We start from the raw sequence: 23590 nt of genomic DNA, 5'->3' as shown, positions 1-23590 counted from the left end.
GGCTGGTAGGCATGCTGACGGTGGCTGCGCGGCTGCTCGGTGACGCCGAGCGGGGATCGGTCGAACGCCTGCTCGATCGGGACCCGTTCGGGGGCGCCCAGGTGGCCGAGCGGGTCTCGATGGCCGGCCTGGCCTGGTGGCGGCAGGACGCGCGGATCTTCGGGTACGGCTCCCGCCGCAACCTCGAGTCGCTGTGCTGGGTCGGGGCCAACCTGATCCCCGTGCACGCCTCGGCCGCCGCCGTCGCCGCCTTCGCCGAGATGGTCGCCGGGGAGCCGCGCGGCTGCTCGTCGATCGTCGGCTCGGCGGACGCGGTCCTCGGGCTGTGGTCGCATCTCGCGCCGACCTGGGGACCCTCCCGCGACGTTCGGCCGAACCAGCCGCTCATGGCGATCAGCAACCCGTCGCCGATCGCGCCCGACCCGGGCGTCCGGCTCGTGCGCCCCGACGAGATCGACCTGCTCTTCCCCGCGGCCGTGGCCATGTACACGGAGGAGGTCGGGGTCTCGCCCACCGCCGACGGCGGCGAGCGCTCCTACCGTGAGCGGATCGGGGAGCTGGTGCGGGCGCGGCGGGCGTACGCGCGCTTCCACAACGGCAAGGTCGTGTTCAAGGCCGAGCTCGCCGTGGTCACCCGGCACACCGCCCAGATCCAGGGCGTCTGGACCGACCCGGAGCTGCGCGGGCACGGCCTGGCGACCGCCGGCATCGCCGCCGTCGTGCGCGATGCGTTGCGCCGCGTGGCGCCATCGGTCAGCCTGTATGTGAACGACTACAACCTGCCGGCCCGGCGCGTGTACGAGCGCTGCGGTTTTCAGCAGGTCGGGACGTTTGCAACGGTACTGTTCTGACTATCGGGTTCGTCCGTTTCCCGGCTTTTGGAGCGCTCGCGTGGGTCAGATGATCCGGCAGGTCGGGCCGAACACGACCCGCTACTACTGGTACCCCGGCGACAAGAAGGAATGGCTGCGAGCCCTCGTCGCCGTGGGCTCGGGCGGGGCCGTGCTGGGGTTGTCGTACTTCCTGACCCACAGCTGGCTCACCTCCACCGTGCTCGGGCTCTCCGTCGCGTCCGGGGTCGCCGGCTTCAACTTCGGGCGGCGCGACCTGGCCGCGGCCGACGGGCTCGACGCCCGCACCCCGCGCCGCGAGGCCGCCTCCGCCGCGGGCCGGGCCGCCTGGCGGGGGATCGCGCAGGGCGGGGTCATCGCCTTCGCCGCGCTGATCATCGAGCACCTGCCGGCGACCGGGGTGTTCGCGGACTGGATCCTGCCCCTCGCACCCGGCATCGCGTTCGGGCTGGCCTGGCAGGCCGCCCTGATGGCCGGCCGGCTCAGTCACGAGTCGAGCAAGGCGACGGAGTTCGTGGGCGCCTCCGCCACGCGGCGCATCGACGTGACGGACGAGACGCTCTCACATCCCGGCCCGCTCGCGGAGGCCACCGAGGACGTCCGCGGGCCGCTCGCGGAGGCCACCGAGGACGTCCGCGGCCCGCTCGCGGAGGCCGCAGAGGACGTCCGCGGTTCGTGAGCCCGGGGCCGCGGTGTAGAAGACCACCCGCTGGCCGCTGTCGTCGGCGTGGAGCACCTGGCACTCGAGGTCGAGCTCGCCGTACACCGGATGGGTCAGCGTCTTGAGGGTGGTGCGGCGCACACAGACGCGGTGCTGGTTCCAGCGGCGGGTGAACTCGGCACTGCCCGCGTGCAGGCGCTCGATCAGCGCGCGGATGCCCTCGTCGTCCGGGTACCGCACGGACGCGGCCCGCAGGTCGGCCACCGACTCGTCGGCGAACGACTGGTACTCCGCGGACGAGTCCATCGCCACCGGCATCGGCCCGCAGAACGCGTTCCAGATCATGTTCCGCTCGGGCGGAGGATCGCCCATGAGCCGCACGGCCATGCGATTCCAGGCCAAGAGGTCGTACTTCGCGTCGATCACGAACGCCGGCGTGTCATCGAGCCGCTCGAGCAGGTGCAGGATGCCGGGCGGCACCGCCTGGGACGGCCCCGCCGGCCCGGGCTGCTCTCCGGCGAGCCGGAAGAGATGCCCCCGCTCGTCCTCGAACAGGCGCAACGCCCGCCCGAGCGCCGCGAGCACCTGGCGCGACGGGTTCGGCCCCCGCCCCTGCTCGAGCCGCGCGTAGTAGTCCACGGAGATCCCGGCGAGCCGCGCGACCTCCTCCCGCCGCAGCCCCGGCGTGCGCCGGCGCGTTCCCGCGGGCAGCCCCGCGTCGGCCGGGCTCACCCGCGCGCGACGGTCCTTGAGGAACTCGGCCAGCTGTACCCGGTTCACGCCCACGCGCTCATCCTGCGCGCCGGCCGGCCGCGTAACCAGGGATCGCCGATCCGATGTTGAGCGCTGTCGCTGCTCCGGGAGGTCCACCACGTCTCTCCCGCCGCGGTTCGCCGCATCTCTCTCCGCTGCCGTTTTCCGGGGACTGTCGGTCCGCGGTTCGCCGCGTCTCTCCTCGCCGCCGTTTTCCGGGGACTGTCGGTCCGCGGTTCACCGCGTCTCTCCCGCCGCCGCTCCCGGGCGTCCACGGTGGACCTCATGACGACGAAGACGGCCCTCGTGACCGGGGCCAACAAGGGCATCGGCCGGGAGATCGCCCGGGAACTGCGCGCCCTGGGGATGCACGTGCTGGTGGGCGCCCGCGACCCGGAACGCGGCAAGGAGGCGGCCGCGGCCCTGGGCGCCGACTTCCTGCCGCTGGACGTGACCGACCCGGCCTCGATCGAGGCGGCCGCCTCCCAGGTCGAGGTCCTGGACGTCCTGGTCAACAACGCCGGCGTGCTCCTGGAGCGCGGCGCCCCGCCGAGCGCGACCCCGCTGCAGATGCTGCGCGACACCTACGAGGTCAACGTCTTCGGCGTGATCGCCGTGACCAACGCCTTCCTCCCGGCCCTGCGCCGCGCGGAGGCGGCGCGGATCGTGAACCTGGGCAGCGGCCTGGGCTCGCTGCACTTCACCGCGGACCCGTCCCACGTGTACGCCCAGAACCCCCTGCTGTCCTACAACTCCTCGAAGTCGGCCCTGACGGCGATAACTGTGTCGTACGCCAACGAGCTGCGCGGCACCCCGATCAAGGTCAACGTCGCCGACCCCGGCTACTGCGCGACGGACCTGAACTTCCACTCGGGCCCGCGCACCCCGAGCCAGGGCGCAACGGCGGCGGTGCGGCTGGCGACACTGCCCGCGGACGGCCCGACGGGCGCCTTCTTCGACGAGGACGGCCCCGTGCCGTGGTGACGGCCGTGGCCGCCGCCCCGCGACGCGCTCGGCCTGCCGCGTGCCGTTGGCGACCTGTCATCGCCGCCGTTTCCCCGCGACGCGCTCGGCCGCGCCGGGTGCCGTTGGTGACCCCGTCACCGCTGCCGTTTCCCCGCGACGCGCTCGGCCGCGCCGGGTGCCGTTGGTGACCCCGTCACCGCTGCCGTTTCTCCGCGACGCGCTCGGCCGCGCCGGGTGCCGTTGGTGACCCCGTCACCGCTGCCGTTTCTCCGCGACGCGCTCGGCCGCGCCGGGTGCCGTTGGTGACCAGCCACCGCTGATGCCCACGCCCCGCGACGCGCTCGGCCGCGACCGGCCGGTCCGCACCCGCCCCGTGCCGCGCCCGCGCGCGGCACGGGCATGCGACGCATTTGCCCAGCTCGCACGCGTTTTGCAGCGCGCCGTCGCGTGGTGCTGCTCTCAGCGCAGATTGGTGCAGCTCGCGCGGGTTTGCGGCGCGTCCGTGCGGGGCGGGGCTCGCTGAGTAGCGCTGCACAGCGTTCCCGCGTTGCGCGGCGCGTCCGAGCGGGGCGGTGCTCAGCGCAGATTGGTGCAGCTCGCGCGCGTTTGCGGCGCGTCCGTGCGGGGCGGGGCTCGCTGGGCAGCGCTGCACAGCGTTCCCGCGTTGCGCGGCGCGTCCGTGCGGGGCGGTGCTCAGCGCAGATTGGTGCAGCTCGCGCGCGTTTGCGGCGCGTCCGTGCGGGCGGGGCTCGCTGCGCAGGGTTGTGCAGCTCGCGCGCGTTTCTCCGCGCGTCCGCGCGTTGGCGGGGCCGTCAGAGGTAGGACCGTGCGTGGCGCAGCCAGGCGGCCGCCGCCGGGCTGGTGGGGCCGCTTCGGCGCCAGGCGAGGCCCAGGCGGCCGCGCAGTTCGGGGTCCACGATGCGCAGCGGGTGGAGGTGGTCGCGGTGGCGGGCGATCGACTCCGGCAGGATCGCGATGCCCAGCCGGCGAGCCGCCAACTGCTCCACCACCTGCGGCGACCCCGCCTCGAACGCGATCCGCGGGGCGAAGCCCGCCTCCGCGCACGCGGCGTCGAGGATCGCGCGGATGCCGCCTCCGCGCGGGAGGCACACGAGCGGGCGGTCGCGGAGGTCCGCAAGCGGGATCGTCTCCCGGCCCGCCAGTTCGTGACCGTCCCACACGGCCGCGTTGATCGCCTCGTCGGTGACCGGGTGGACGTCGAGACCCTCGGGCATCCGGGAATAGGCGACGATCGCCGCGTCCAGGCGGGCCTCCCGCACGGCGTCGATCAGGCGTTCGTTCACGTCCTCGACGAGAGTGATCTCCACGTCCGGCCACCTCGTGTGGAAGTCGGCGAGGATGGTGGCCAGGTCGACGGTGTGCGAGGTGACGGTGCCGACCGCCACGCGCCCGCGCGTCAGGCCGGCGAGCTCGTCCACCGCCTGGCGCGCGCCGTCCACGGCCGCGAGGGCCGCCCGGGCGTAGGGCAGGACGGCCTCGCCCGCCGCGGTGACCCGCACCGAGCGCGTGGTCCGCTCGAACAGCGGCAGCCCGAGCTCGCGTTCGAGCTTGCGGATCTGCGCGCTGACGCCGGGCTGGGCGACCCGCAGCCGCGCGGCCGCGCGCGTGAAGCCGCCCTCGTCGACGACGGCCAGGAAGTACTCCAGCTGGTGCAGCTCCATAATCAATCATGCTAAATCCCGTCGAAGATGCGTCTTGGTCTTCTGGATCGAGCGCGTGACGGTGGAGGCATGAACGCGAAGACTCCGGAAGACCTGTCCCGCCTGTTCGTGGAGCGCGCCAACGCCGGCGACGCCGCGGGGATCGCCGCGCTGTACGAGCCCGACGCCGTCCTCGCCTACCCGCCCGGCAGCACCACCGTCGGCCGCGAGGCCATCCAGGCCGTGTGCGAGGCGATGCTCAAGCACGTGCCGCGCTTCGAGGTCGAGGAGGCGCTGCCCACGATCCGCCACGGCGATCTGGCCCTGACCTCCACGAAGCCGAAGGACGGCACGGGCGGCCGCGTCCAGGTCGTCCGCCGCCAGCCCGACGGCACCTGGCTTCGCGTGATCGACCGCCCCGAGCAGTAACACCGAGCCCGCGTCCGAGCCGCCCGCCGATGGAGGCACCGCCATCGGAGGCGCAAGCCCGGGCGCGGGCTTCACGCACAGCACCACCGAGCAAGGGCTCCGCGCAAAGCAAGGGCCGAGATCGGCGCGCGCGGATGCGTAGGCGCCGCCGAGGCGAGTGGCGGTGTGCGGCGAACCTGACGCGCGAACACCGAGACGAACGCCGCGTCCAGCCCCGGAACCAAGCACTCACCCGAACCCGAGGACGCCGGTGCTCCGGCAGCGAAGCGCAGCCGGTGGCCGCGAAGCGGCCATGGGGGCGCGGGGTGGGAACCCCCCGCCGCGGCGAAGCCGCAGAGAAAATGGTCTGAACGTGTGCCTACTGTTTCCGGGTTGTAAACGTGAGGAGTGCTCTTGACGAGCGGCTGAAGGGGGCGTTAACTCGCCTTACCATGACGTGGGTCACTACGGCGCGGCCGGGTTAAAGGCCTGGCTTCGCCCGAATTTGGCCGGCGGATCGCGGCGAAGGAGCCGGATGCCCATGAGTGCGGTGCCGTCGATCGCGGACCTGCTGGAGCGGGTCCCGTCGTGGATGGGCCGCGCGGTCGAGTGGCAGCGGCTCGCGGGCGGGCTCTCCCATCACGTGTACCGCATCGACGTGGACCGGGTGCCCTACGTCCTGCGGGTGCTGGAGCCGAGGGTCTCGGACGCGGGCCTGGGCATCGCCCCCGCGCGGGAGATCGCCAACACCGAGACGGCCGCCGCGTCGGTCGGTGCGCAGGTCTACGCCACGATGCCCGACGTCCCCGCGATCGTGCTCGAGTTCCTGCCCGGGCGCACGCTCGGGGCGGCCGAGGTGCGCCGGCCCGAGGTCATCCCGGCGCTGGCCCAGGCCTGCCGGAAGCTGCACGCCGGGCCGCGGTTCGGCAACGACTTCGACATCTTCGAGAAGCGGCAGGAGCTGCTCGAGATCTGCCGGCGCAACGATCTGCCGCTGCCCGAGGGATACCTGGACCGGGCATCCACAGTGGACTTGCTGCGGGAAGCGCTGCGGCAGCGGCCTTGCGCGACGGTACCGTGCCACAACGATCTGCTCGCGGAGAACTTCATCGCGACGTCCAGCGGCGTGCGGATCATCGACTATCAGCTCTCCGGCAACAACGACCCGGCGTTCGAGCTCGGCGACATCGCCGCCGAGGCGGACTACGACCCGGACCTGACCGGCCTGCTGGCCGAAGCCTACTTCGGTGCCGAGCTGAGCCCGGCGCTGCTGGCCCGGGTCCGGCTGTTCCACATCGCGTCCAACGTGACCTGGGCCCTGTGGTTCACCGTCCACCATGGACTCCTCGCGGCCTCCCCGGCCGACGATGACGCGGCCTCCTGGGCCGACGGAAACGCCGCCGCCCGCGGTGAGGAGACGGTGGGCTTCGACTACGCGGCGGAGGCGGCCGACAAGTGGGGGCAGGCGCTGCGCGCGCTCGACGACCCCGAGTTCGGCCGCCTGCTGGGCACGGTGACCGGAAGGAATCCCATCACCCCCAACCCCTAACAAGGAGGTGCCATGTCGGCATCGCCGACCCAGGCCGGCCTACCGATCGAAGACGACGACGAGAAGCGGCTCGCCGAACTGGGTTACAAGCAGGAGCTCAAGCGCAAGTGGAGCGGGTTCTCCAACTTTGCCATCTCGTTCTCCATCATCTCCATCCTCGCGGGCTGTTTCACCACGTTCGGCCAGGCCTGGATGAACGGCGGCCCGATCGCCATCTCGTGGGGCTGGCCGCTGATCTCGATCTTCATCCTCATCATCGGCTTCTGCATGTCGGAGCTGGTCTCGGCGTACCCGACGGCCGGCGGCATCTACTGGTGGGCGGCCCGGATGGGCAAGCCCGTGCACGGCTGGTTCACCGGCTGGCTCAACCTGGTCGGGCTCGTCGCGGTCACCGCGTCGGTCGACTACGGCTGCGCCACGTTCCTGAGCCTGGTGCTGGACGCGTACACCAGCTGGGACAGCGCCAACCTCAACCTGACGTTCCTGCTGTTCGTCGTGATCCTGGCCGCGCACGTGGCCATCAACATCTGGGGTCACAACATCATCGACGTGCTGCAGAACGTCTCGGTCTGGTGGCACGTCGCGGGCTCGGCCGTGATCGTGCTGATCCTCGTCTTCGTGCCCGAGAAGCACCAGAGCCTGTCGTTCGTGTTCACCGAGCGCTTCAACAACTCCGGGTACTCCGACGCCACCTACTGGTTCCTGGTGCTGCCGTTCGGGTTCCTGCTCACGCAGTACACGATCACGGGTTTTGATGCTTGTGCCCACGTGTCGGAGGAGACGAAGGGCGCGTCCAAGGCGGCCGCGCGCGGGCTGTGGCAGTCCATCTTCTACTCGGCGATCGGCGGCTGGATCCTGCTGCTGTCGTTCCTCTTCGCCGCGACCCACGTGGACGAGATCACGGCGGCGGCCGGGTTCTCCGGCGCCATCTTCGAGACCGCGCTGACCCCCGGCTTCTTCAAGGCCGTCATCCTCATCTCCACCATCGGGCAGTTCTTCTGCGGCATGAGCTGCGTGACGAGCATGTCCCGGATGACGTACGCGTTCAGCCGTGACCGCGCCGTGCCGGGCTGGCGGCTGTGGTCCAAAGTGGACCGCAACGGCACGCCGGTCAACGCCATCATTGGCGCGGCCGTCGCCGGCCTCGTGCTGACGCTGCCCGCGCTCTACAAGAGCCCGACCGGCGCGCCGACCGCGTTCTACGCCGTCGTCTCCGTCGCCGTCATCGGCCTCTACGTCGCGTTCCTCATCCCGATCTACCTGCGGCTGCGGATGGGCGACAAGTTCGTCCCCGGGCCGTGGACGCTGGGCAGCAAGTACAAGGTGCTCGGCTGGATCGCGGTGGTGGAGATCGTGATCGTGTCGATCTACTTCATCATGCCGTTCACGCCGACCGCGATCCCGGGCCACGAGGGCTTCACCTGGACCGCGGTCAACTATGCCCCGATCGCGATGATCATCGTGATCGGCGGGGCGGCACTGTGGTGGGTGCTCTCGGCTCGCACCTGGTTCCACGGCCCGATCCGGACCATCGATCAGGCCTTGGCCGAGGACACGGCCGCCGCGCAGGAGTAGGGGATGATGGTCTCCGGGCCGGTCGCCGCGATGGCCGGCCCGGAGACCTAGTCGGGGAGGTCGGATGCCGTCCCAAGGCGGACGCGGTGGCGTGGCGACGGAGCCGCTGTCGGGAGTGCCGATGTGGCGCCCGGTGCGGGGCGGCAACGCGTTCGAGATCACCGTCGCCCGGCTGGCCCAGGCGATCCGGCTCGGCCTCGTGCCGGTCGGCGAGCGGCTCCCGCCCGAGCGGGAGCTCGCCGAGCGGCTCCAGGTCAGCCGGGTCACGCTGCGGGAGGCGATCGCGGCGCTGCGCGAGGCGGGGTTCCTCGAGTCGCGCCGGGGCCGCTCCGGCGGCACGTTCGTGGTCCGGGCCACCGGCGATCCCGGCGACACCGGCCAGGTGCAGGACGCCGCGGCGCTGGCCCGGGAGATGGGCGACGCGCTGCACGACGCGCTGGACTTCCGCCGGGTGCTGGAGCCGGGCGCGGCCGCGCTGGCCGCCACCCGGGCGCTGTCCGCGCCCGACCGCGCGCACCTGGTGGCGTGTCTGGCCGCCGCGCGGACGCGGGACCCGCTCACCCGGCGGGTCAACGACTCGCGGCTGCACCTGGCGATCGCGGCGGCCAGCGGCTCGACCTCGGTGGCGGCGTCGATCGCGGACGTGCAGCTGCGCCTGGACCGGCTGCTGGCCGCGATCCCGGTGCTGCGGCGCAACCTCGACCACTCCGACGCCCAGCACGAGCGGGTGGTCGAGGCGATCCTGGCGGGCGACCCGGCGGTGGCCCGCGGCGAGATGGAAGAGCACTGCGACGCCACCGCGGCGTTGTTGCGCGGGCTGCTGGGTTGAGTTTATGGTTTATTTCTAGACCTTTAGGGGAAGCCGATGTTGACCGTCGAGCAGCTGCGCGTCGCCGTGACCGATGGCGAGATCGACACCGTCATCGTGGCCATCACGGACATGCAGGGGCGGCTGCAGGGCAAGCGCTTCCACGCCGGGCACTTCCTGGACGACGTCGTCGCGCACGGCACCGAGGGCTGCAACTACCTGCTCGCCGTCGACGTCGACATGAACACGGTCGACGGCTACGCGATGTCCTCGTGGGCCGGCGGCTACGGCGACTTCGCGATGATCCCGGACTTCACCACGATGCGGCGCATCCCGTGGCACCCCGGCACCGTGCTCGTGCTCGCCGACCTCAAGCTGCTGGACGGCGGCCCGGTCACCGCGTCGCCGCGCCAGGTGCTGCAGGCCCAGCTCGGCGCGCTGCGCGAGGCCGGATACTCCGCCTGGACCGGCACGGAGCTGGAGTTCATCGCGTTCCGGGAGTCCTATGAGGACGCATTCCGGCGGTCGTACCGCGAGCTGACGCCGGTGACCCTGTTCAACTCCGACTACTCGCTGCTGCAGACCGCGCGCGTGGAGCCGCTGCTGCGCCGCATCCGCAACGAGATGGCCGGCGCCGGGCTGACCCCGGAGAGCGCGAAGGGCGAATGCAACCTCGGCCAGCTCGAGATCGCGTTCCGCTACGACGCCGCGCTGCCCAATGCCGACGGGCACGTGCTGTACAAGAACGGCGCCAAGGAGATCGCCGCGCAGGAGGGCGTCTCCATCACGTTCATGGCCAAGCCGAACGCGCGGGAGGGCAACTCCTGCCACATCCACTTCTCGCTGCGCTCGGCCGACGGGCGCTCCGCGGTCGCGGGCGACGGCGAGCACGGGGTGTCGCCCATGTTCGCGAGCGCCATGGCGGGCATCCTCGCGACGCTGCGCGAGTTCACGCTCTTCTACGCGCCGAACATCAACTCGTACAAGCGCTTCCAGGCCGGCTCGTTCGCGCCGACCGCGGTGCGCTGGGGCCTGGACAACCGCACGTGCGCGCTGCGCCTCGTCGGGCACGGCGCGTCGATGCGCGTGGAGAACCGGGTGCCGGGCGCCGACGTGAACCCGTACCTCGCCATCGCCGCCCTGTGCGCGGGCGCGCTGCACGGGATCCGCAACTCCCTCGAGCTCGAGGACGTCTACACCGGCAACGCCTACGAGGACGCGGACGCGCCGCGCGTCCCGGCCACGCTGCGGGAGGCCCTGCACCTGTGGGAGGGCAGCGAGCTCGCGCGGGAGGCGTTCGGCGACGACGTCGTCGCGCATTACGCCAACATGGCGCGCATCGAGCTGGCAGCGTTTGACGCGGCGGTCACGGACTGGGAGCTCATGCGGGGCTTCGAGCGCCTGTAGGGCCACCGCGCGGGCGCCGGGCCCGTGCGGAGGCCTCCGAGGGGCCGCTGGGCCGCGCGGAAGGCTCTGAGGAGGCGCTGGGGCCGCTTGAGGAGGCGCGGGGCCGCGCGGAAGGCTCTGAGGAGGCGCGGGGCCGTGCGGACGACCTCCGGTCGCGGGTGCTTTCGCGGCCGGTCGGGGCACATGGGGTACAACTGCGGAATTTTGCTTTTCTGAGAGGTTGGCATGCACGACGTCATCTCGCCGGTCGACGAGCAGGTCGTGGCGACGGTCCCGTCGCTGAGCGAGGCGGAGACCGACGCCGCGATCGAGCGCGCCCACGCGGCCTTCGCCGGGTGGCGCGCGGTCTCGCCGGGCGACCGGGCGCGGCTGCTGCGCCGCTTCGCCGCCGTGGTCGACGCGCACAACGAGGAGCTCGCGCAGCTCGAGGTCCGCAACGCCGGGCACACCATCGGCAACGCCCGCTGGGAGGCCGGCAACGTCCGCGACGTCCTCGACTACTACGCGGGCGCGCCCGAGCGGCTCAGCGGCCGCCAGATCCCGGTCGCGGGCGGGCTGGACGTCACCTTCTACGAGCCGCTGGGCGTCGTCGGCGTCATCGTGCCCTGGAACTTCCCGATGCCGATCGCCGGCTGGGGCTTCGCGCCCGCGCTGGCCGCCGGCAACACCGTGGTGCTCAAGCCCGCCGAGCTCACCCCGCTCACCGCGATCCGCCTGGGCGAGCTGGCCCTGGAGGCGGGCCTGCCCGAGGGAGTCTTCACGGTACTGCCGGGCAAGGGCTCCATCGTGGGTCAGCGCTTCGTCACCCATCCGCTCGTGCGCAAGGTGTGCTTCACCGGGTCCACCGAGGTCGGCAAGCGCATCATGGCCGGCTGCGCCGAGCAGGTGAAGCGGGTGACGCTGGAGCTGGGCGGCAAGAGCGCCAACATCGTGTTCGCCGACGCCGACCTGGACAAGGCCGCCGCGTCCGCGCCCGGCTCCGTGTTCGACAACGCCGGCCAGGACTGCTGCGCGCGGTCGCGGCTGCTGGTGCAGGCGAGCGTGTACGACGAGTTCATGGCCCGGCTCGAGGAGTCCGTGCGGGCCTTCCGCTGCGAGGACCCGGCCCTGGAGTCGGCGCAGATGGGCCCGCTCATCTCCGCCGGGCAGCTGGCGAGCGTGCGCTCCTATGTGGACGACGCCGCCGTCGCCTTCCGTGGCAGCGCCCCGGACGGCCCCGGCTACTGGATGGCGCCGACCGTCCTCACCGCCGAGTCCAGCCAGGACCGGCACTGGCGCGAGGAGATCTTCGGCCCCGTGCTGTCCGTGCTGCGCTTCGAGGACGAGGACGAGGCGGTCCGGCTGGCCAACGACACCGAGTACGGCCTGTCCGGCTCGATCTGGACCCGCGACCTCGGCCGCGGCATCCGCGTCGCCCGTGGCGTGGAGACCGGCGCCCTCAGCGTCAACTCGCACTCGTCGGTGCGCTACTGGACCCCGTTCGGCGGGGTCAAGCAGAGCGGCCTCGGCCGCGAGCTCGGCCCGGACGCGGTCGCCGCGTTCTGTGAAGTCAAGAACGTCTTCTTCAGCACGGAGGTATAGGTGCAGCCACGTCTGCAGGACCGCGTCGCGGTCATCACCGGTGCCGGCAGCGGCATCGGCCTGGCGACCGCGCGCCGGTTCGCGTCCGAGGGCGCGAAGGTGATCGCGGTCGACCTGAACGCCGACGCCGGCCAGGCGGCCGCGGAGGAGGTCGGCGGCGAGTTCGTGGCCGTCGACGTCGCCGACGAGGCCGCGGTCAAGGCCCTCTTCGACGGTGTCGTCGAGCGCCACGGGCGGCTGGACATCGCCTTCAACAACGCCGGCATCTCGCCGCCCGACGACGACTCCATCCTCGACACCGGCATCGAGGCGTGGGAGCGCGTGCTGAAGGTGAACACCACCAGCGTGTACTTCTGCTGCAAGTACGCGATCCCGCACATGCTGGCCCAGGGCAAGGGCTCGATCATCAACACGGCCAGCTTCGTGGCCCTGCTCGGCGCGGCGACGTCGCAGATCGCCTACACCGCCTCGAAGGGCGCCGTGCTGTCGATGACCCGCGAGCTCGGCGTGCAGTTCGCGCGCCAGGGGATCCGCGTCAACGCGCTCTGCCCCGGCCCGATCGCGACGCCGCTGCTCATGGAGCTCTTCGCGAAGGACCCGGAGCGCGCGCAGCGGCGCCTCGTGCACGTGCCGATGGGCCGGTTCGGCACGCCCGAGGAGATCGCGGGCGCCGTGGCCTTCCTGGCCAGCGACGACGCCTCGTTCATCACCGCGTCGACGTTCCTGGTCGACGGCGGCATCACCGGCGCCTACGTCACGCCGCTGTAGCGATGTCACGACCGCTCATCGGCATCACCGCGTACGCCGAGGTCGCGCGGTGGGGTGTCTGGGACACCCGGGCCGTGCTGGTGCCCGAGGCGTACGTGCGGATGGTGCGGCAGGCGGGGGCGCGCGCGGTCGTGCTCCCGCCGGACGACGCCGACGACGCCAAGGAGCTCATCGGCCGCCTCGACGCCCTGGTGCTGGCCGGCGGCGCGGACATCGAGCCCGCGCACTACGGCGCCTCGCCGCACCCCACGACGCGCACGCGCCCGGACCGCGACGCGGGCGAGCTGGCCGTGCTGACGGCGGCGCTCGAGGCCGATCTGCCCGTGCTGGGTGTCTGCCGGGGGATGGAGCTGCTGGCCGTCGCCTACGGCGGGTCGCTGCACCAGCACCTGCCCGACCTGCTCGGCAACTCGCGGCATCAGCCGGCTCCCGGGGTCTACGGCGCGCACCCGGCCCGCTTCGCGCCGGGCTCGTGCGCGGCGCGGGTGTTCGGGGACGCCGGTGAGGTCAACTCGTACCACCACCAGGCCGTCGACTCCCCGGGCGCGCTCACGGTGACCGGGTGGGCCGACGACGGCGTGATCGAGGCGATCGAGGACCCGGCCGGGCGCTTCGTGCTCGGGGTGCAGTGGCATCCGGAGGAGGCCGGCGACATGCGGCCCTTCGCCGCGCTGGTCGCCGCGGTCTGACCCGCGCTTGGACGCGGCCCCGACCCGCTCCCGGGCGGGTCAGGGCCGCGTGTTCTGGGTAGGTGAGGGGTATGCGAATCGGGTTTGGGCTGCCGGTGTCGGGCACGTGGGCCACACCGGAGCGGTTGGCGCGCATCGCGGAGGCGGCGGAGCATCGGGAGTACGACTCCCTCTGGTCCTTCCAGCGGCTCTTCGTCGGCGCCGAGCAGGACGTCGACCCCGTCTATGAAAGCGTGCTGGACCCGCTGGTCGCGCTCGCGTTCGCCGCGGCGCGCACCGAGCGGATCAGGCTCGGGGTGGCGGTCGTCAATCTGCCGTTCGTCAGCCCGGTCCACCTCGCCAAGCAGGTCGGCACCCTCGACGTGCTCAGCGGCGGGCGGGTCGACCTGGGGCTCGGGACCGGGTGGTCGGAGGCCGAGTTCGTCGCCACCGGGGCGAGCGGGCAGCGGCGGGCCGCGCGGACGCGGGAGTTCGTGGCGGTCCTGCGCACGCTGTGGCGCGACGAGGTCAGCGCGTTCGACGGGGAGCTGTACACGCTCCCGGCCGGGCGTATGGCGCCCAAGCCGGCGCAGGAGGGCGGCGTGCCGATCCTGCTCGGCGGGTCCGTGCCGGCGGCGCTGCGCCGGGCCGGGGAGATCGCCGACGGGTGGGTGTCGCGCTCCGCGCACGACCTCACGCGGATCGGCCGGGACGTCGAACTGGTGCGCGCGGGCGCGGAGGCGGCCGGGCGCGATCCGGACGCGCTGCGCATCGTGTGCCGCGGCGTGCTGTTCCGGCCCGGGAGCGAGCTGCTCGACGGCTCGTGGGAGAAGATCCGCGAGGACGTCGCCTGGCTGGGCACGCAGGGGGTCACCGAGGTCTTCTACGACCTCAACTTCGACCCCGCGATCGCGGGGCCGGACGTCGACCCGGACGCGGCCGAGGAGCGGGCCCTGGACATCCTGCACAACCTCAACCCGCGGGGGCTAAGTTGAGGGCATGTCGCGACCGGTCATCGGCCTGACCACGTACGCCGAGGAAACCCGCTTCGGCCTCAACGACACCTTCTCCGCGGTCCTGCCGCTCTCGTACGTGCACGCGGTGCACGCCTCGGGCGGCCGGGCGGTCCTGGTCACCCCCGACGACCCGGACGCCGACGTGCTCGACGGGCTGCACGGCATCATGTTCACCGGCGGCTCGGACGTGAACCCGGACCTCTACGGCGAGGCCCCGCACGCCACCACCAAGGTCAAGCCCGAGCGGGACGCCGCCGAGCTGCTGCTGATGCGGGCCGCGCTCGAGGCCGACCTGCCGCTGTTCGGCATCTGCCGCGGCATGCAGCTCATGTGCGTCGCCTACGGCGGGCGGCTCCACCAGCACCTGCCCGACGTGCTCGGCCACCACAACCACCGGCCCGTGAGCGGCCCGAAGTTCGGCGAGCACCCGGTCCGGCTGGCGGGCGGCTCGCGGGCGGCGGCGATCCTCGGCGAGGCGGTCATCGTCAACTCGTTCCACCATCAGGGCTGCGCCGACCCGGGGCGGCTCGTGCCGACCGGCTGGTGCCCCGAGGACGACCTCATCGAGGTGGTCGAGGACCCGTCGAAGACGTTCGCGGTCGGGGTGCAGTGGCACCCGGAGGACACCACGGACTTCCGCCTGTTCGAGGCCTTCGTCGCAGCCGCCGGGGTCCGTCGAGACCAAGTGGCCACAAGGCCATAATCCCTGTTACCCTCGGCTCATGAGGAAGGTCGCCGTGCTCGACAAAGACGAGTCCCGTGTGGAAGGCATGACGGTCCACGAGGCCATCTGGGACATCGACCACATCGAGGGTTACCGCTACGAGCTGCACGAGGGAGCGCTTCGAGTGTCGCCGTCGCCGGGCTTCAACCATCAGAGACTCGCCCGGCGCCTGATGGAGCACTTCAAGGCGCAGGGTCGTGAGTCGGTGCAGGAGCTCAGCGTCATATTCGACAGTCACAACTACCGCAACCCCGATGTGCTGCGGCTTCGGCCGGAGACCGAGCCGCCCGGCGAAGGCCTGGTGCCGCCGCACTATTTCGACCTCTTCGTCGAGATCGTGTCGCGGACGACACGGGACGAGGACCGCATCATCAAGCCGAAGGTCTACGCGCAGGCGGGCGTCCCCGAGTACTGGCGCGTCGAGCCGGAGGCGGACGGCTACGTCGTCTACATGCACCGGCTCGAGGGCGGTCGCTACGTGCAGACCCGCGTCGTGCCGATCGAGGAGTTGCTCGCGGAGGGCTAGGAGGCGGCCTCGTCCGAGGTGCGGTGCTCGATGCGCAGGTCGGGAGCCGTCTCGCGGTAGGACTCGCGGTCGTCGGAGTCCTTGAGCACGGCCTCGGCCTGGGCCTTCGGGTCGTCGCTGCCCGCCGCCAATTCCTCCGGCAGCAGATCGGCCCGTTCGCGGATGCGTTCGTCATCGATCATGCCTGGGTGGTTACCCGGACAGGCCCGAGTTGATGCGCGTTAGGCTTCTGGCCATGAAGGTTCGCGCTCCGCTCGCCCCCGGCACGCAGACTCCGTGGCGTCAGGTCCCCGCCGGCATCGCGCGGCCCGAATACGTCGGCAAGCGGGCGCCCGCCAAGCACCGCGGCTCCGACGTGCAGACGCCCGAGATCATCGAGCGGATGCGGGTCGCGTCCAGGCTGGCCGCGCAGGCGACCGAGCTCGCCGGGAAGCACGCGCAGCCGGGCGTCACCACGGACGAGGTCGACCGGGTCGTGCACGAGTTCCTGTGCGACAACGGCGCCTACCCCTCGACGCTGGGGTACAAGAGCTTCCCGAAGTCGTGCTGCACCTCGCTGAACGAGGTCATCTGCCACGGCATCCCCGACTCGACGGTGATCGAGGACGGCGACATCCTCAACGTCGACGTGACCGCGTTCATCGGCGGCGTGCACGGCGACACCAACCAGACCTTCTGCGTCGGCGACGTCGACGAGGAGGCGCGGCTGCTGGTCGAGCGCACACGCGAGGCGATGATGCGCGGCATCCGCGCCGTGGCGCCCGGGCGCCCGCTCAACGCGATCGGCCGGGTGATCGAGGCGTACGCCAAGCGCTTCCACTACGGCGTCGTGCGCGACTTCACCGGGCACGGCATCAACGAGGTCTTCCACACCGGGCTCTACGTGCCCCACTACGACAACCCGCGGCTCACCACGATCATGGAGCCCGGCATGACGTTCACCATCGAGCCCATGATCACGCTGGGGACCCACGAGTACGACATCTGGAAGGACGGCTGGACGGTCGTCACGAAGGACCGTAAGTGGACGGCCCAGTTCGAGCACACGATCGTCGTCACCGAGGACGGCTACGAAATTCTGACGCTGCCGTAATGCGGCCTAGGCCGTCTCGGGGCCGGTGATGCCCCGAGACGACAGGCTCACGAGACGGCGTACTCGTTTAACGACGCGGCTGCATCGTCGGACCGGCCCACGCGGTGCGGCGCATGTCTGGCCCTCCTCTCGTCTAGACGCTCGTGGCGTGATGCATCAATCGTCGCGGAGCGGACAGCGCGGTGGAGGGACGCGGCCTTGCTGTGGCACAAGTTCGGGAGTATCGGCGACTCAGTCGGTTTTGCCCGGGAATGCGGCCACCAGCGGGGTCAGGCTGCCCGCCTTGCGGAACCCGACCGCGCGCGTCGTGCAGTCGATCAGCGCGTCGAGGACGATCTTGCGCACGTCGCCGTCGGTGGCCGGCAGGGCCAGGCGCCACTGGGCCGCGGTGCGCTCCTCCAGCTGGACGGCGAGCTTGAGCGCCGTCGCGCGGTCGGTCACCGCGAACGGCAGCTGATAGGAGGGTGCGGTCGGCGGCGGGGTCACCCCGCTGCTGGTGAGCCGCACCAGCAGCGCGTCGCGGCGCGTGCGGTGGGCGTTGTCGGCGGCGCGGGCGAGGGCGATCGTGTTCGCGTCGAGCTTGGGGCCCAGCACGCCGTACCCGTAGATGGCCGCGTGCTCGGCCTGCAGCACGGCGACGAGCCGCTCATCCGCCGCCGTCATGCCAGCACCTCCCCGTGGCCCGCCCGGCAGGCGGCGATCGAGCCCAGCAGGGCCGCCCGGTAGGAGGGCGCGGCCAGGCACGCCGCCTCCGCGTCCTGGCGGCCGTCCTTCTCCAGCTTCGCGAGGTCGGCCAGGACCGCCGCCTGGTCGCCCGGCAGCGGGCCGGCCGAGGGGGCCGCGGCCGCCGAACCGCTCGCCGCCGGGAACGGGCCCCGCTCCGGCAGGCCGATCTCCCGGGCGAGCGCGACGATGTGCTGCTCGTGGTCGTCCTTGAGCGGGCCGAGCCGGTCCTGCAACGCCGGGAAGGCGCTCAGCGCCTCGCCGTAGCGGTCGCGGAGCGCGACCGTGCGCGTCAGCAGCGGCATGAGCGCGTCGCCCGTCGGGTCGAACGGCGGGTCCTTCGGATCGCCGCCGAGATCGCAGCCCGTCAGCGACGCGGTCGTGGCCGCCGCGGCGGCGGCGAGCAGGGCGCGTCGGCGGAGATGCACGCGCATTAGTGAACACCATCAGCGCCCCTCGCCGTGTACCCGCCCTCTGAAGGTGCTGGTGGGTGCCGCTGGCGGGTGGCGTTCGGAGCGCCGCCGGGACGTCCCGAGTCACGTCGCGTTACGCTCTGCACGAGCCGCCCGCGCGTTTCGGCGCAGGCGGCGATGAGCCGTGCGCCCGTGCGGGCGCCGACAGGAGGGGTGTCGATCTATGGCGCAGCAGCATCGACAGCGTCTCCTGGACGTGGTCGAACCGGTCGTCACGGCCGGTGGTTTCGACCTCGAGGACCTCACCGTCACCCGGGTCGGGCGACGGCACCTGGTGCGCATCGCGGTCGACAGTGACAACGGCGTCGACCTCGACGCGGTCGCCGAGCTCTCCCGGGGCATCTCCACGGCGCTGGACAAGGCCGAGGCCGAGGGCGACGAGCTGATCGCGGGGGAGTACGAGCTGGAGGTCGGCTCGCCCGGTGTCGAGCGGCCGCTGAGCCTGCCCCGGCACTGGCGGCGCAACCGCAGCCGGCTGGTGAAGGTGAAGATCGCCGGGCGTGAGGTGACCGGCCGCGTATTGGCCGCCGACGACGACGGGGTGACCCTCGACGTCGACGGGGCGAAGAGCACGCATCCGTATTCGGACCTCGGCCCCGGCCGCGTCCAGGTGGAGCTCAAGCGGCTCGCGGAGCTGCCGGACCCCGAGGACGAAGAGATCGACGAAGACGAAGACGACGACGATGAGGAAGGGGAGGACGGGGCGTGAACATCGACCTTGCGGCCCTCCGCGCACTGGAGCGCGAGCGCGAGATCCCGTTCGAGACCATCCTCGCGGCGATCGAGACGGCGCTGCTGACCGCCTACCGGCACACCGACGGGGCCAACCCGCACGCCCGGGTCGAGATCGACCGGCGCAGCGGCGCGGCCTCCGTGCTCGCGCAGGACCTCGACGAGGACGGGACGATCGTGCGCGAGTACGACGACACCCCCCACGACTTCGGGCGCATCGCGGCGATGACCGCGAAGCAGGTGATCCTGCAGCGGCTGCGCGAGGCCACGGACGAGGCGCACTTCGGCGAGTACGTCGGGCGCGACGGCGACCTGATCACCGGCGTGATCCAGGCGCACGAGGCGCGGGCCGAGAAGGGCATCGTCACCATCGACCTCGGCAAGATCGAGGGGATGCTGCCGGCCGCCGAGCAGGTGCCGGGGGAGCGCTACGAGCACGGGCAGCGGATCAAGGCCATCGTGGTGCACGTGGCCAAGGGCTTCCGCGGTCCCCAGGTGACCCTGTCGCGATCTCACCCGAACCTCGTGAAGCGCCTGTTCGCGCTGGAGGTGCCGGAGATCGCCGACGGTACCGTCGAGATCGCCGCCATCGCCCGGGAGGCGGGTCACCGCACCAAGATCGCGGTCCGCTCGACGGTCGCGGGGGTGAACGCGAAGGGGGCCTGCATCGGCCCGATGGGCCAGCGGGTCCGCGCGGTCATGAGCGAGCTGCACGGTGAGAAGATCGACATTATCGACTGGTCCGAGGACCCTGCGCAGTTCGTCGGAAATGCCCTTTCTCCCGCGAAAGCGCTCAACGTGGAGGTCGTCGACGCGGCCAACCGGGCCGCCCGGGTGACCGTTCCCGACTTCCAGCTTTCCCTGGCCATCGGCAGAGAGGGCCAGAACGCACGGCTCGCCGCGCGGCTCACCGGATGGCGGATCGATATCAGACCGGACAACGCTGCGGACGGCAACGTCGATCACGTCACCGGACCGGGCGCGGCGCGCGCCGAAAGTGCAGGGTAGACTTCTTGACGGTACGTCGCACGCCCCCGGCTGGCATGCCCGCGAACCCCCTGCTCACTGGGCGGCCGGTTCGCACATGTATCGGATGCCGGAAGCGTGCGTCATCCTCCGAGTTGCTGCGATTTGTCGCGATCGAGATCGGCCCTGACCAGTTCAGGGCTGTCCCCGATCCGGCTCGCAGACGGCCGGGCCGGGGCGCGCACCTGCATCCCGATCCGGCTTGCCTCGCGCTAGCGGAGCGTCGGCGCGCCTTCGGGCGGGCTCTGCGCATCGCCGGTGTCCTGGACACCGGTCCGCTGGCCGAAGCCGTCGCCTCGGCGGCGGTGACGGAGCCGGAGCATACGCAGTGACCGGAACCGCCGGTGGTGGGAGCGCGACGCCCCACCCGGACACGCAAGGTAGGACGACGGACATGAGCACACGATGAAGTCCCTGAGATGACCAGGCTTCAAGTGCACGAGTGAGGTCGGAGCGGACTTGCCGCCCGGCCTCGAGGTGAGGAGTGTAGTGGCAGGCAAGGCCCGCGTACACGAGCTGGCGAAAGAGCTCGGGGTCGAAAGCAAGACCGTACTTGCGAAGCTGCAGGAGCTTGGCGAGTACGTGAAGTCCGCATCCAGCACGGTCGAGGCGCCCGTGGCGCGCCGGCTGCGAGCGAGCTTCGAGAATGGTGGAGGGTCCGCTCCGGCGCCCTCCGCGCCTCCTGCGCCGTCTGCGTCGGCCCCGTCGTCGACGCCAGTTCCGACGGCCCCCCGTCCGACGCCGTCCCCGGCGGCAAAGCCCTTTGCGCCCCCGAAGCGGCCGCAGCCGCCCGCGGGTGGCGGATCGAGCGGTTCGGGAGGCGGGGGCGGCCGTGGCCCCGTGCCCGGTCCGCCGCGTCCCGCCCCGCCGGCCGTCAAGCCGACGAGTGCGCACGACATCGAGGTTCAGGCCGCCGAGCAGCGTGCGGCCGCGCTGAAGGCCGAGCAGGAAGCGACCATGAAGGCCGCCCAGCAGGCCCGTCAGCGGGAGAACACCCGGCGGGACACCCCGGCGCCGCCCAGCGGTGGCTCCGGCGCGCCCACGCCCGGCCCGCGTCCCGGTCCCGCCCCCGGCTCGTCCGGCGGCGGTGCGCCGAGCCCGGGCGGCCCGCGTCCCGGTCAGGGTCCGCGTCCCGGTCAGGGCAACCGCCCGCCGGCCCGGTCCCCGGGCAACAACCCGTTCGGCGTGTCGGGTGGCGCCTCGCCGCGCCCGCCGACACCCGGCAACATCCCGCGGCCCAACCCCTCGTCCATGCCCCCGCGGCCCAACCCGGCCTCGATGGGCGGCCCCCGGCCGAACCCGTCGCAGATGCCGAGCCAGCGGCCCGGTCGCCCCGGCGGCCCCGGCGGTGACCGTCCCGGTCGCCCCGGCGGCGGTGGTGGCGGCTTCCGCGGCGGCCCCGGTGGCGGCGGCGGTGCCGGTCGTCCCGGTGGTCCGGGCGGCGGCGGTGGTGGCGGCTTCCGTGGCGGTCCCGGTGGGGGCGGCGGCGGTGGTGGCGGCTTCCGTGGCGGTCCCGGTGGGGGCGGCGGCGGTGGCGGTGGCTACCGCGGCGGTCCCGGCGGTGGCGGCGGCGCGCCCGCGGGTGCCGGCGGTGCCGGTCGCCCCGGTGGTGGCGCCGGCGGTCGTGGCCGTGGCGGCGGTGCGGCGGGTGCCTTCGGGCGTCCCGGCGGCCGTCCGACCCGTGGCCGGAAGTCGAAGAAGCAGCGCAGACAGGAGTTCGACAACCTCTCCGCGCCCACCATGGGCTCGGGTGCCCCGCGGGGTCAGGGTCAGGCGATCCGTCTCCCGCAGGGTGCGTCGCTGTCGGACTTCGCCGACCGGATCAACGCGAACCCGGGCTCGCTCGTGCAGGAGATGTTCAACCTGGGCGAGATGGTGACGGCGACCCAGTCGTGCACCAACGAGACGCTGCAGCTGCTCGGCGAGCACCTCGGCTTCGACGTGCAGATCGTCAGCCCCGAGGACGAGGACCGCGAGCTGCTGGCCCGCTTCGACATCGACCTCGACGCCGACGTCGACGAGGAGCGCCTGGTCGTCCGGCCGCCGGTCGTGACCGTCATGGGCCACGTCGACCACGGTAAGACGAAGCTGCTCGACGCGATCCGCCAGACGAACGTCGCGGCGGGCGAGGCGGGCGGCATCACCCAGCACATCGGTGCCTACCAGGTCCACGTCGAGCACGAGGACGAGGACCGCGCGATCACCTTCATCGACACCCCGGGTCACGAGGCGTTCACCGCCATGCGTGCCCGTGGTGCCCAGGCCACGGACATCGTGGTCCTGGTGGTCGCGGCCGACGACGGCGTGATGCCTCAGACCATCGAGGCGCTCAACCACGCCCAGGCGGCCGAGGTGCCGATCGTGGTCGCGGTGAACAAGATCGACAAGCCCGAGGCCAACCCGGCCAAGGTGCGGCAGGAGCTCACGCAGTACGGGCTGGTCGCCGAGGAGTACGGCGGCGAGACGATGTTCGTCGACATCTCGGCGAAGAGCCGGATCAACATCGACGGGCTCCTCGAGGCCGTCCTGCTGACCGCCGACGCCGCGCTCGACCTGCGCGCGCCCATCGACGGCCCGGCCCAGGGCATCGCGATCGAGTCGCACCTCGACCGCGGCCGTGGCCCGGTCGCCACCGTCCTGGTGGAGAAGGGCACGCTCAACGTCGGTGACTCGATCGTCGCCGGCCGCGCCTACGGACGCGTCCGCGCGATGCTCGACGAGAACGGCAAGCCCGTGCCGCACGCGGGTCCGGCCCGTCCGGTCCTCGTGCTCGGCCTGACCTCGGTGCCCGGCGCCGGCGACACGTTCCTCGCCGCCGACGACGACCGCACCGCGCGCCAGATCGCCGAGCAGCGGCAGGCTCGCCGCCGCGCGGCCGAGATGGCCGCACGCACCGGCCGGGTCACGCTCGAGACGCTGTTCGACCAGCTCAAGCAGGGCGAGAAGACCACGCTCAACCTCATCCTCAAGGGTGACGGCTCGGGCTCGGTCGAGGCGCTCGAGGACGCGCTGGTCAAGATCGTCGTCTCGGACGAGGTCCAGCTGCGGATCATCCACCGCGGTGTCGGTGCGGTCACGCAGGACGACGTCAACCTGGCCAGCGCCTCGGACGCGATCATCATCGGGTTCAACGTGCGGGCCGAGGGCCGCACGCGCGACCTGGCCGACCGCGAGGGCGTGGAGATCCGGTACTACACCGTCATCTACCAGGCGATCGAGGACATCGAGTCCTCCCTCAAGGGCCTGCTCAAGCCGGTCTACGAGGAGGTCGAGCTCGGCTCGGCGGAGATCCGCGAGGTCTTCCGCTCGTCGCGCTTCGGCAACATCGCGGGTTGCATCGTCCGCACCGGCCTGATCCGGCGCAACAGCAAGGCGCGCCTGCTCCGCGACGGTGCGGTGGTCAACGACAACCTCACGATCGCCGGCCTGCGCCGCTTCAAGGACGACGCGACCGAGGTCCGCGAGGGCTTCGAGTGCGGTATCACGCTCGGGACGTTCAACGACATCCAGGTCGGCGACGTCATCGAGACGTGGGAGCTTCGCGAGAAGCCCCGCACCTGATCGAGGGCACGACCTGAAGGGGGCCGCGGTTCGCCGCGGCCCCCTTTGGCATCTCCGGAT

Annotated in this window: 24 protein-coding genes; 19 read left to right on the top strand and 5 right to left on the bottom strand. The window is 72.1% G+C overall.

The annotated features are described in order from the left end of the window. Positions 1-11: 11 nt before the first annotated feature. Complete coding sequence (locus AC6JBM_RS36130; protein WP_350621000.1) at positions 12-851, top strand: GNAT family N-acetyltransferase; 840 nt, start codon at positions 12-14, stop codon at positions 849-851. 40 nt (positions 852-891) lie between these two features. Beyond that, the gene (locus AC6JBM_RS36125) at positions 892-1530 is read left to right on the top strand and encodes a hypothetical protein (RefSeq protein ID WP_497978429.1); all 639 of its coding nucleotides are present in this window, start codon (positions 892-894) and stop codon (positions 1528-1530) included. Here the strand turns inward: AC6JBM_RS36125 and AC6JBM_RS36120 are convergent. Beyond that, positions 1414-2298 carry a helix-turn-helix transcriptional regulator gene (locus AC6JBM_RS36120; protein ID WP_497978428.1) on the bottom strand — a complete coding sequence of 295 codons (885 nt, stop codon included), beginning with the start codon at positions 2296-2298 and terminating at the stop codon, positions 1414-1416. The genes AC6JBM_RS36125 and AC6JBM_RS36120 overlap by 117 nt on opposite strands. A gap of 252 nt (positions 2299-2550) precedes the next feature. On the opposite strand from AC6JBM_RS36120, the gene AC6JBM_RS36115 reads away from it, so the two are divergent. After that, the gene (locus tag AC6JBM_RS36115; RefSeq protein WP_497978427.1) at positions 2551-3249 is read left to right on the top strand and encodes an SDR family oxidoreductase; all 699 of its coding nucleotides are present in this window, start codon (positions 2551-2553) and stop codon (positions 3247-3249) included. A gap of 794 nt (positions 3250-4043) precedes the next feature. On the opposite strand, the gene AC6JBM_RS36110 is transcribed toward AC6JBM_RS36115, so the two are convergent. Beyond that, complete coding sequence (locus AC6JBM_RS36110; RefSeq protein WP_497978426.1) at positions 4044-4913, bottom strand: LysR family transcriptional regulator; 870 nt, start codon at positions 4911-4913, stop codon at positions 4044-4046. 69 nt (positions 4914-4982) lie between these two features. On the opposite strand from AC6JBM_RS36110, the gene AC6JBM_RS36105 reads away from it, so the two are divergent. The 11 genes from AC6JBM_RS36105 to AC6JBM_RS36055 all read left to right on the top strand — a co-directional run bounded on the left by AC6JBM_RS36105 (position 4983) and on the right by AC6JBM_RS36055 (position 15922). Continuing rightward, positions 4983-5321, top strand: a complete 339-nt coding sequence (locus AC6JBM_RS36105; RefSeq protein WP_497978425.1) for a YybH family protein — start codon at positions 4983-4985, stop codon at positions 5319-5321. 520 nt (positions 5322-5841) lie between these two features. Further along, positions 5842-6849: a choline/ethanolamine kinase family protein gene (locus AC6JBM_RS36100; protein ID WP_497978424.1), complete on the top strand. Its 1008-nt coding sequence runs from the start codon at positions 5842-5844 to the stop codon at positions 6847-6849. A 12-nt stretch (positions 6850-6861) separates the two neighbouring features. Continuing rightward, on the top strand, positions 6862-8424 hold the full coding sequence (locus tag AC6JBM_RS36095) for an amino acid permease (RefSeq protein WP_497978423.1): 1563 nt from the start codon (positions 6862-6864) through the stop codon (positions 8422-8424). Between the two features lie 91 nt (positions 8425-8515). Continuing rightward, positions 8516-9253 (top strand): FadR/GntR family transcriptional regulator, encoded by a 738-nt coding sequence (locus tag AC6JBM_RS36090; RefSeq protein WP_497978422.1) that lies wholly within the window; start codon positions 8516-8518, stop codon positions 9251-9253. Positions 9254-9289: 36 nt separating this feature from the next. Then, on the top strand, positions 9290-10639 hold the full coding sequence (locus AC6JBM_RS36085; protein ID WP_497978421.1) for a glutamine synthetase family protein: 1350 nt from the start codon (positions 9290-9292) through the stop codon (positions 10637-10639). Between the two features lie 225 nt (positions 10640-10864). Continuing rightward, on the top strand, positions 10865-12220 hold the full coding sequence (locus AC6JBM_RS36080; protein ID WP_497978420.1) for an aldehyde dehydrogenase family protein: 1356 nt from the start codon (positions 10865-10867) through the stop codon (positions 12218-12220). Beyond that, entirely contained in the window at positions 12221-12988 is a 768-nt protein-coding gene (locus AC6JBM_RS36075) for a 3-oxoacyl-ACP reductase (RefSeq protein WP_497978419.1), read from the top strand. A gap of 2 nt (positions 12989-12990) precedes the next feature. After that, the gene (locus AC6JBM_RS36070) at positions 12991-13677 is read left to right on the top strand and encodes a gamma-glutamyl-gamma-aminobutyrate hydrolase family protein (RefSeq protein ID WP_497978418.1); all 687 of its coding nucleotides are present in this window, start codon (positions 12991-12993) and stop codon (positions 13675-13677) included. A 71-nt stretch (positions 13678-13748) separates the two neighbouring features. Then, complete coding sequence (locus AC6JBM_RS36065) at positions 13749-14651, top strand: LLM class flavin-dependent oxidoreductase (RefSeq protein ID WP_497978417.1); 903 nt, start codon at positions 13749-13751, stop codon at positions 14649-14651. Positions 14652-14655: 4 nt separating this feature from the next. Next, the gene (locus AC6JBM_RS36060) at positions 14656-15375 is read left to right on the top strand and encodes a gamma-glutamyl-gamma-aminobutyrate hydrolase family protein (RefSeq protein ID WP_497978416.1); all 720 of its coding nucleotides are present in this window, start codon (positions 14656-14658) and stop codon (positions 15373-15375) included. 19 nt (positions 15376-15394) lie between these two features. Next, positions 15395-15922: a Uma2 family endonuclease gene (locus tag AC6JBM_RS36055; RefSeq protein WP_497978415.1), complete on the top strand. Its 528-nt coding sequence runs from the start codon at positions 15395-15397 to the stop codon at positions 15920-15922. Here AC6JBM_RS36055 and AC6JBM_RS36050 read toward each other — a convergent pair. Beyond that, complete coding sequence (locus AC6JBM_RS36050; protein WP_497978414.1) at positions 15919-16104, bottom strand: hypothetical protein; 186 nt, start codon at positions 16102-16104, stop codon at positions 15919-15921. The two genes, AC6JBM_RS36055 and AC6JBM_RS36050, sit on opposite strands and share 4 nt — an antisense overlap. A 53-nt stretch (positions 16105-16157) precedes the next feature. Here AC6JBM_RS36050 and map point away from each other — a divergent pair, with 53 nt between their 5' ends. Further along, complete coding sequence (gene map / locus AC6JBM_RS36045) at positions 16158-17015, top strand: type I methionyl aminopeptidase (protein WP_497978413.1); 858 nt, start codon at positions 16158-16160, stop codon at positions 17013-17015. A 231-nt stretch (positions 17016-17246) separates the two neighbouring features. Here map and AC6JBM_RS36040 read toward each other — a convergent pair whose 3' ends face one another. Together AC6JBM_RS36040 and AC6JBM_RS36035 are read right to left on the bottom strand one after the other, a co-directional pair. Further along, a complete protein-coding gene (locus AC6JBM_RS36040; protein WP_497978412.1) occupies positions 17247-17678 on the bottom strand; it encodes a ferritin-like domain-containing protein in 432 nt (143 codons plus the stop codon). Then, a complete protein-coding gene (locus tag AC6JBM_RS36035; protein WP_497978411.1) occupies positions 17675-18166 on the bottom strand; it encodes a hypothetical protein in 492 nt (163 codons plus the stop codon). The genes AC6JBM_RS36040 and AC6JBM_RS36035 overlap by 4 nt, the downstream gene beginning before the upstream one ends. Positions 18167-18374: 208 nt before the next feature. Here AC6JBM_RS36035 and rimP point away from each other — a divergent pair, with 208 nt between their 5' ends. From rimP to infB, 4 genes are all read left to right on the top strand, one after another. After that, positions 18375-18920 carry a ribosome maturation factor RimP gene (rimP, locus tag AC6JBM_RS36030; RefSeq protein WP_497978410.1) on the top strand — a complete coding sequence of 182 codons (546 nt, stop codon included), beginning with the start codon at positions 18375-18377 and terminating at the stop codon, positions 18918-18920. After that, positions 18917-19951: a transcription termination factor NusA gene (nusA, locus tag AC6JBM_RS36025; RefSeq protein ID WP_497978409.1), complete on the top strand. Its 1035-nt coding sequence runs from the start codon at positions 18917-18919 to the stop codon at positions 19949-19951. Before rimP ends, nusA begins: the two co-directional genes overlap by 4 nt. Beyond that, positions 19858-20301, top strand: coding sequence for a YlxR family protein (locus AC6JBM_RS36020; protein WP_350620958.1), 444 nt, complete (start codon positions 19858-19860; stop codon positions 20299-20301). The genes nusA and AC6JBM_RS36020 overlap by 94 nt, the downstream gene beginning before the upstream one ends. A gap of 157 nt (positions 20302-20458) precedes the next feature. Further along, on the top strand, positions 20459-23530 hold the full coding sequence (infB, locus tag AC6JBM_RS36015; RefSeq protein ID WP_497986587.1) for a translation initiation factor IF-2: 3072 nt from the start codon (positions 20459-20461) through the stop codon (positions 23528-23530). Positions 23531-23590 lie beyond the last annotated feature (60 nt).

The sequence above is a fragment of the Dactylosporangium thailandense genome (assembly GCF_059739745.1).
Note: the sequence above shows the minus strand (reverse complement) of the source record. Positions and strands in the feature narration are given on the sequence as shown.

Bases quoted from the DNA above. Each gene is read 5' to 3' on its own strand.
- map (WP_497978413.1), top strand. From the start codon at position 16,158: ATGAAGGTTCGCGCTCCGCTCGCCCCCGGCACGCAGACTCCGTGGCGT.
- AC6JBM_RS36070 (WP_497978418.1), top strand. From the start codon at position 12,991: ATGTCACGACCGCTCATCGGCATCACCGCGTACGCCGAGGTCGCGCGG.
- AC6JBM_RS36110 (WP_497978426.1), bottom strand. From the start codon at position 4,913: ATGGAGCTGCACCAGCTGGAGTACTTCCTGGCCGTCGTCGACGAGGGC.
- rimP (WP_497978410.1), top strand. From the start codon at position 18,375: ATGGCGCAGCAGCATCGACAGCGTCTCCTGGACGTGGTCGAACCGGTC.
- AC6JBM_RS36050 (WP_497978414.1), bottom strand. From the start codon at position 16,104: ATGATCGATGACGAACGCATCCGCGAACGGGCCGATCTGCTGCCGGAG.
- AC6JBM_RS36060 (WP_497978416.1), top strand. From the start codon at position 14,656: ATGTCGCGACCGGTCATCGGCCTGACCACGTACGCCGAGGAAACCCGC.
- AC6JBM_RS36105 (WP_497978425.1), top strand. From the start codon at position 4,983: ATGAACGCGAAGACTCCGGAAGACCTGTCCCGCCTGTTCGTGGAGCGC.
- AC6JBM_RS36055 (WP_497978415.1), top strand. From the start codon at position 15,395: ATGAGGAAGGTCGCCGTGCTCGACAAAGACGAGTCCCGTGTGGAAGGC.
- AC6JBM_RS36115 (WP_497978427.1), top strand. From the start codon at position 2,551: ATGACGACGAAGACGGCCCTCGTGACCGGGGCCAACAAGGGCATCGGC.
- AC6JBM_RS36130 (WP_350621000.1), top strand. From the start codon at position 12: ATGCTGACGGTGGCTGCGCGGCTGCTCGGTGACGCCGAGCGGGGATCG.
- AC6JBM_RS36085 (WP_497978421.1), top strand. From the start codon at position 9,290: ATGTTGACCGTCGAGCAGCTGCGCGTCGCCGTGACCGATGGCGAGATC.
- AC6JBM_RS36020 (WP_350620958.1), top strand. From the start codon at position 19,858: ATGGCGGATCGATATCAGACCGGACAACGCTGCGGACGGCAACGTCGA.
- AC6JBM_RS36100 (WP_497978424.1), top strand. From the start codon at position 5,842: ATGAGTGCGGTGCCGTCGATCGCGGACCTGCTGGAGCGGGTCCCGTCG.
- AC6JBM_RS36040 (WP_497978412.1), bottom strand. From the start codon at position 17,678: ATGACGGCGGCGGATGAGCGGCTCGTCGCCGTGCTGCAGGCCGAGCAC.
- AC6JBM_RS36095 (WP_497978423.1), top strand. From the start codon at position 6,862: ATGTCGGCATCGCCGACCCAGGCCGGCCTACCGATCGAAGACGACGAC.
- AC6JBM_RS36080 (WP_497978420.1), top strand. From the start codon at position 10,865: ATGCACGACGTCATCTCGCCGGTCGACGAGCAGGTCGTGGCGACGGTC.
- AC6JBM_RS36065 (WP_497978417.1), top strand. From the start codon at position 13,749: ATGCGAATCGGGTTTGGGCTGCCGGTGTCGGGCACGTGGGCCACACCG.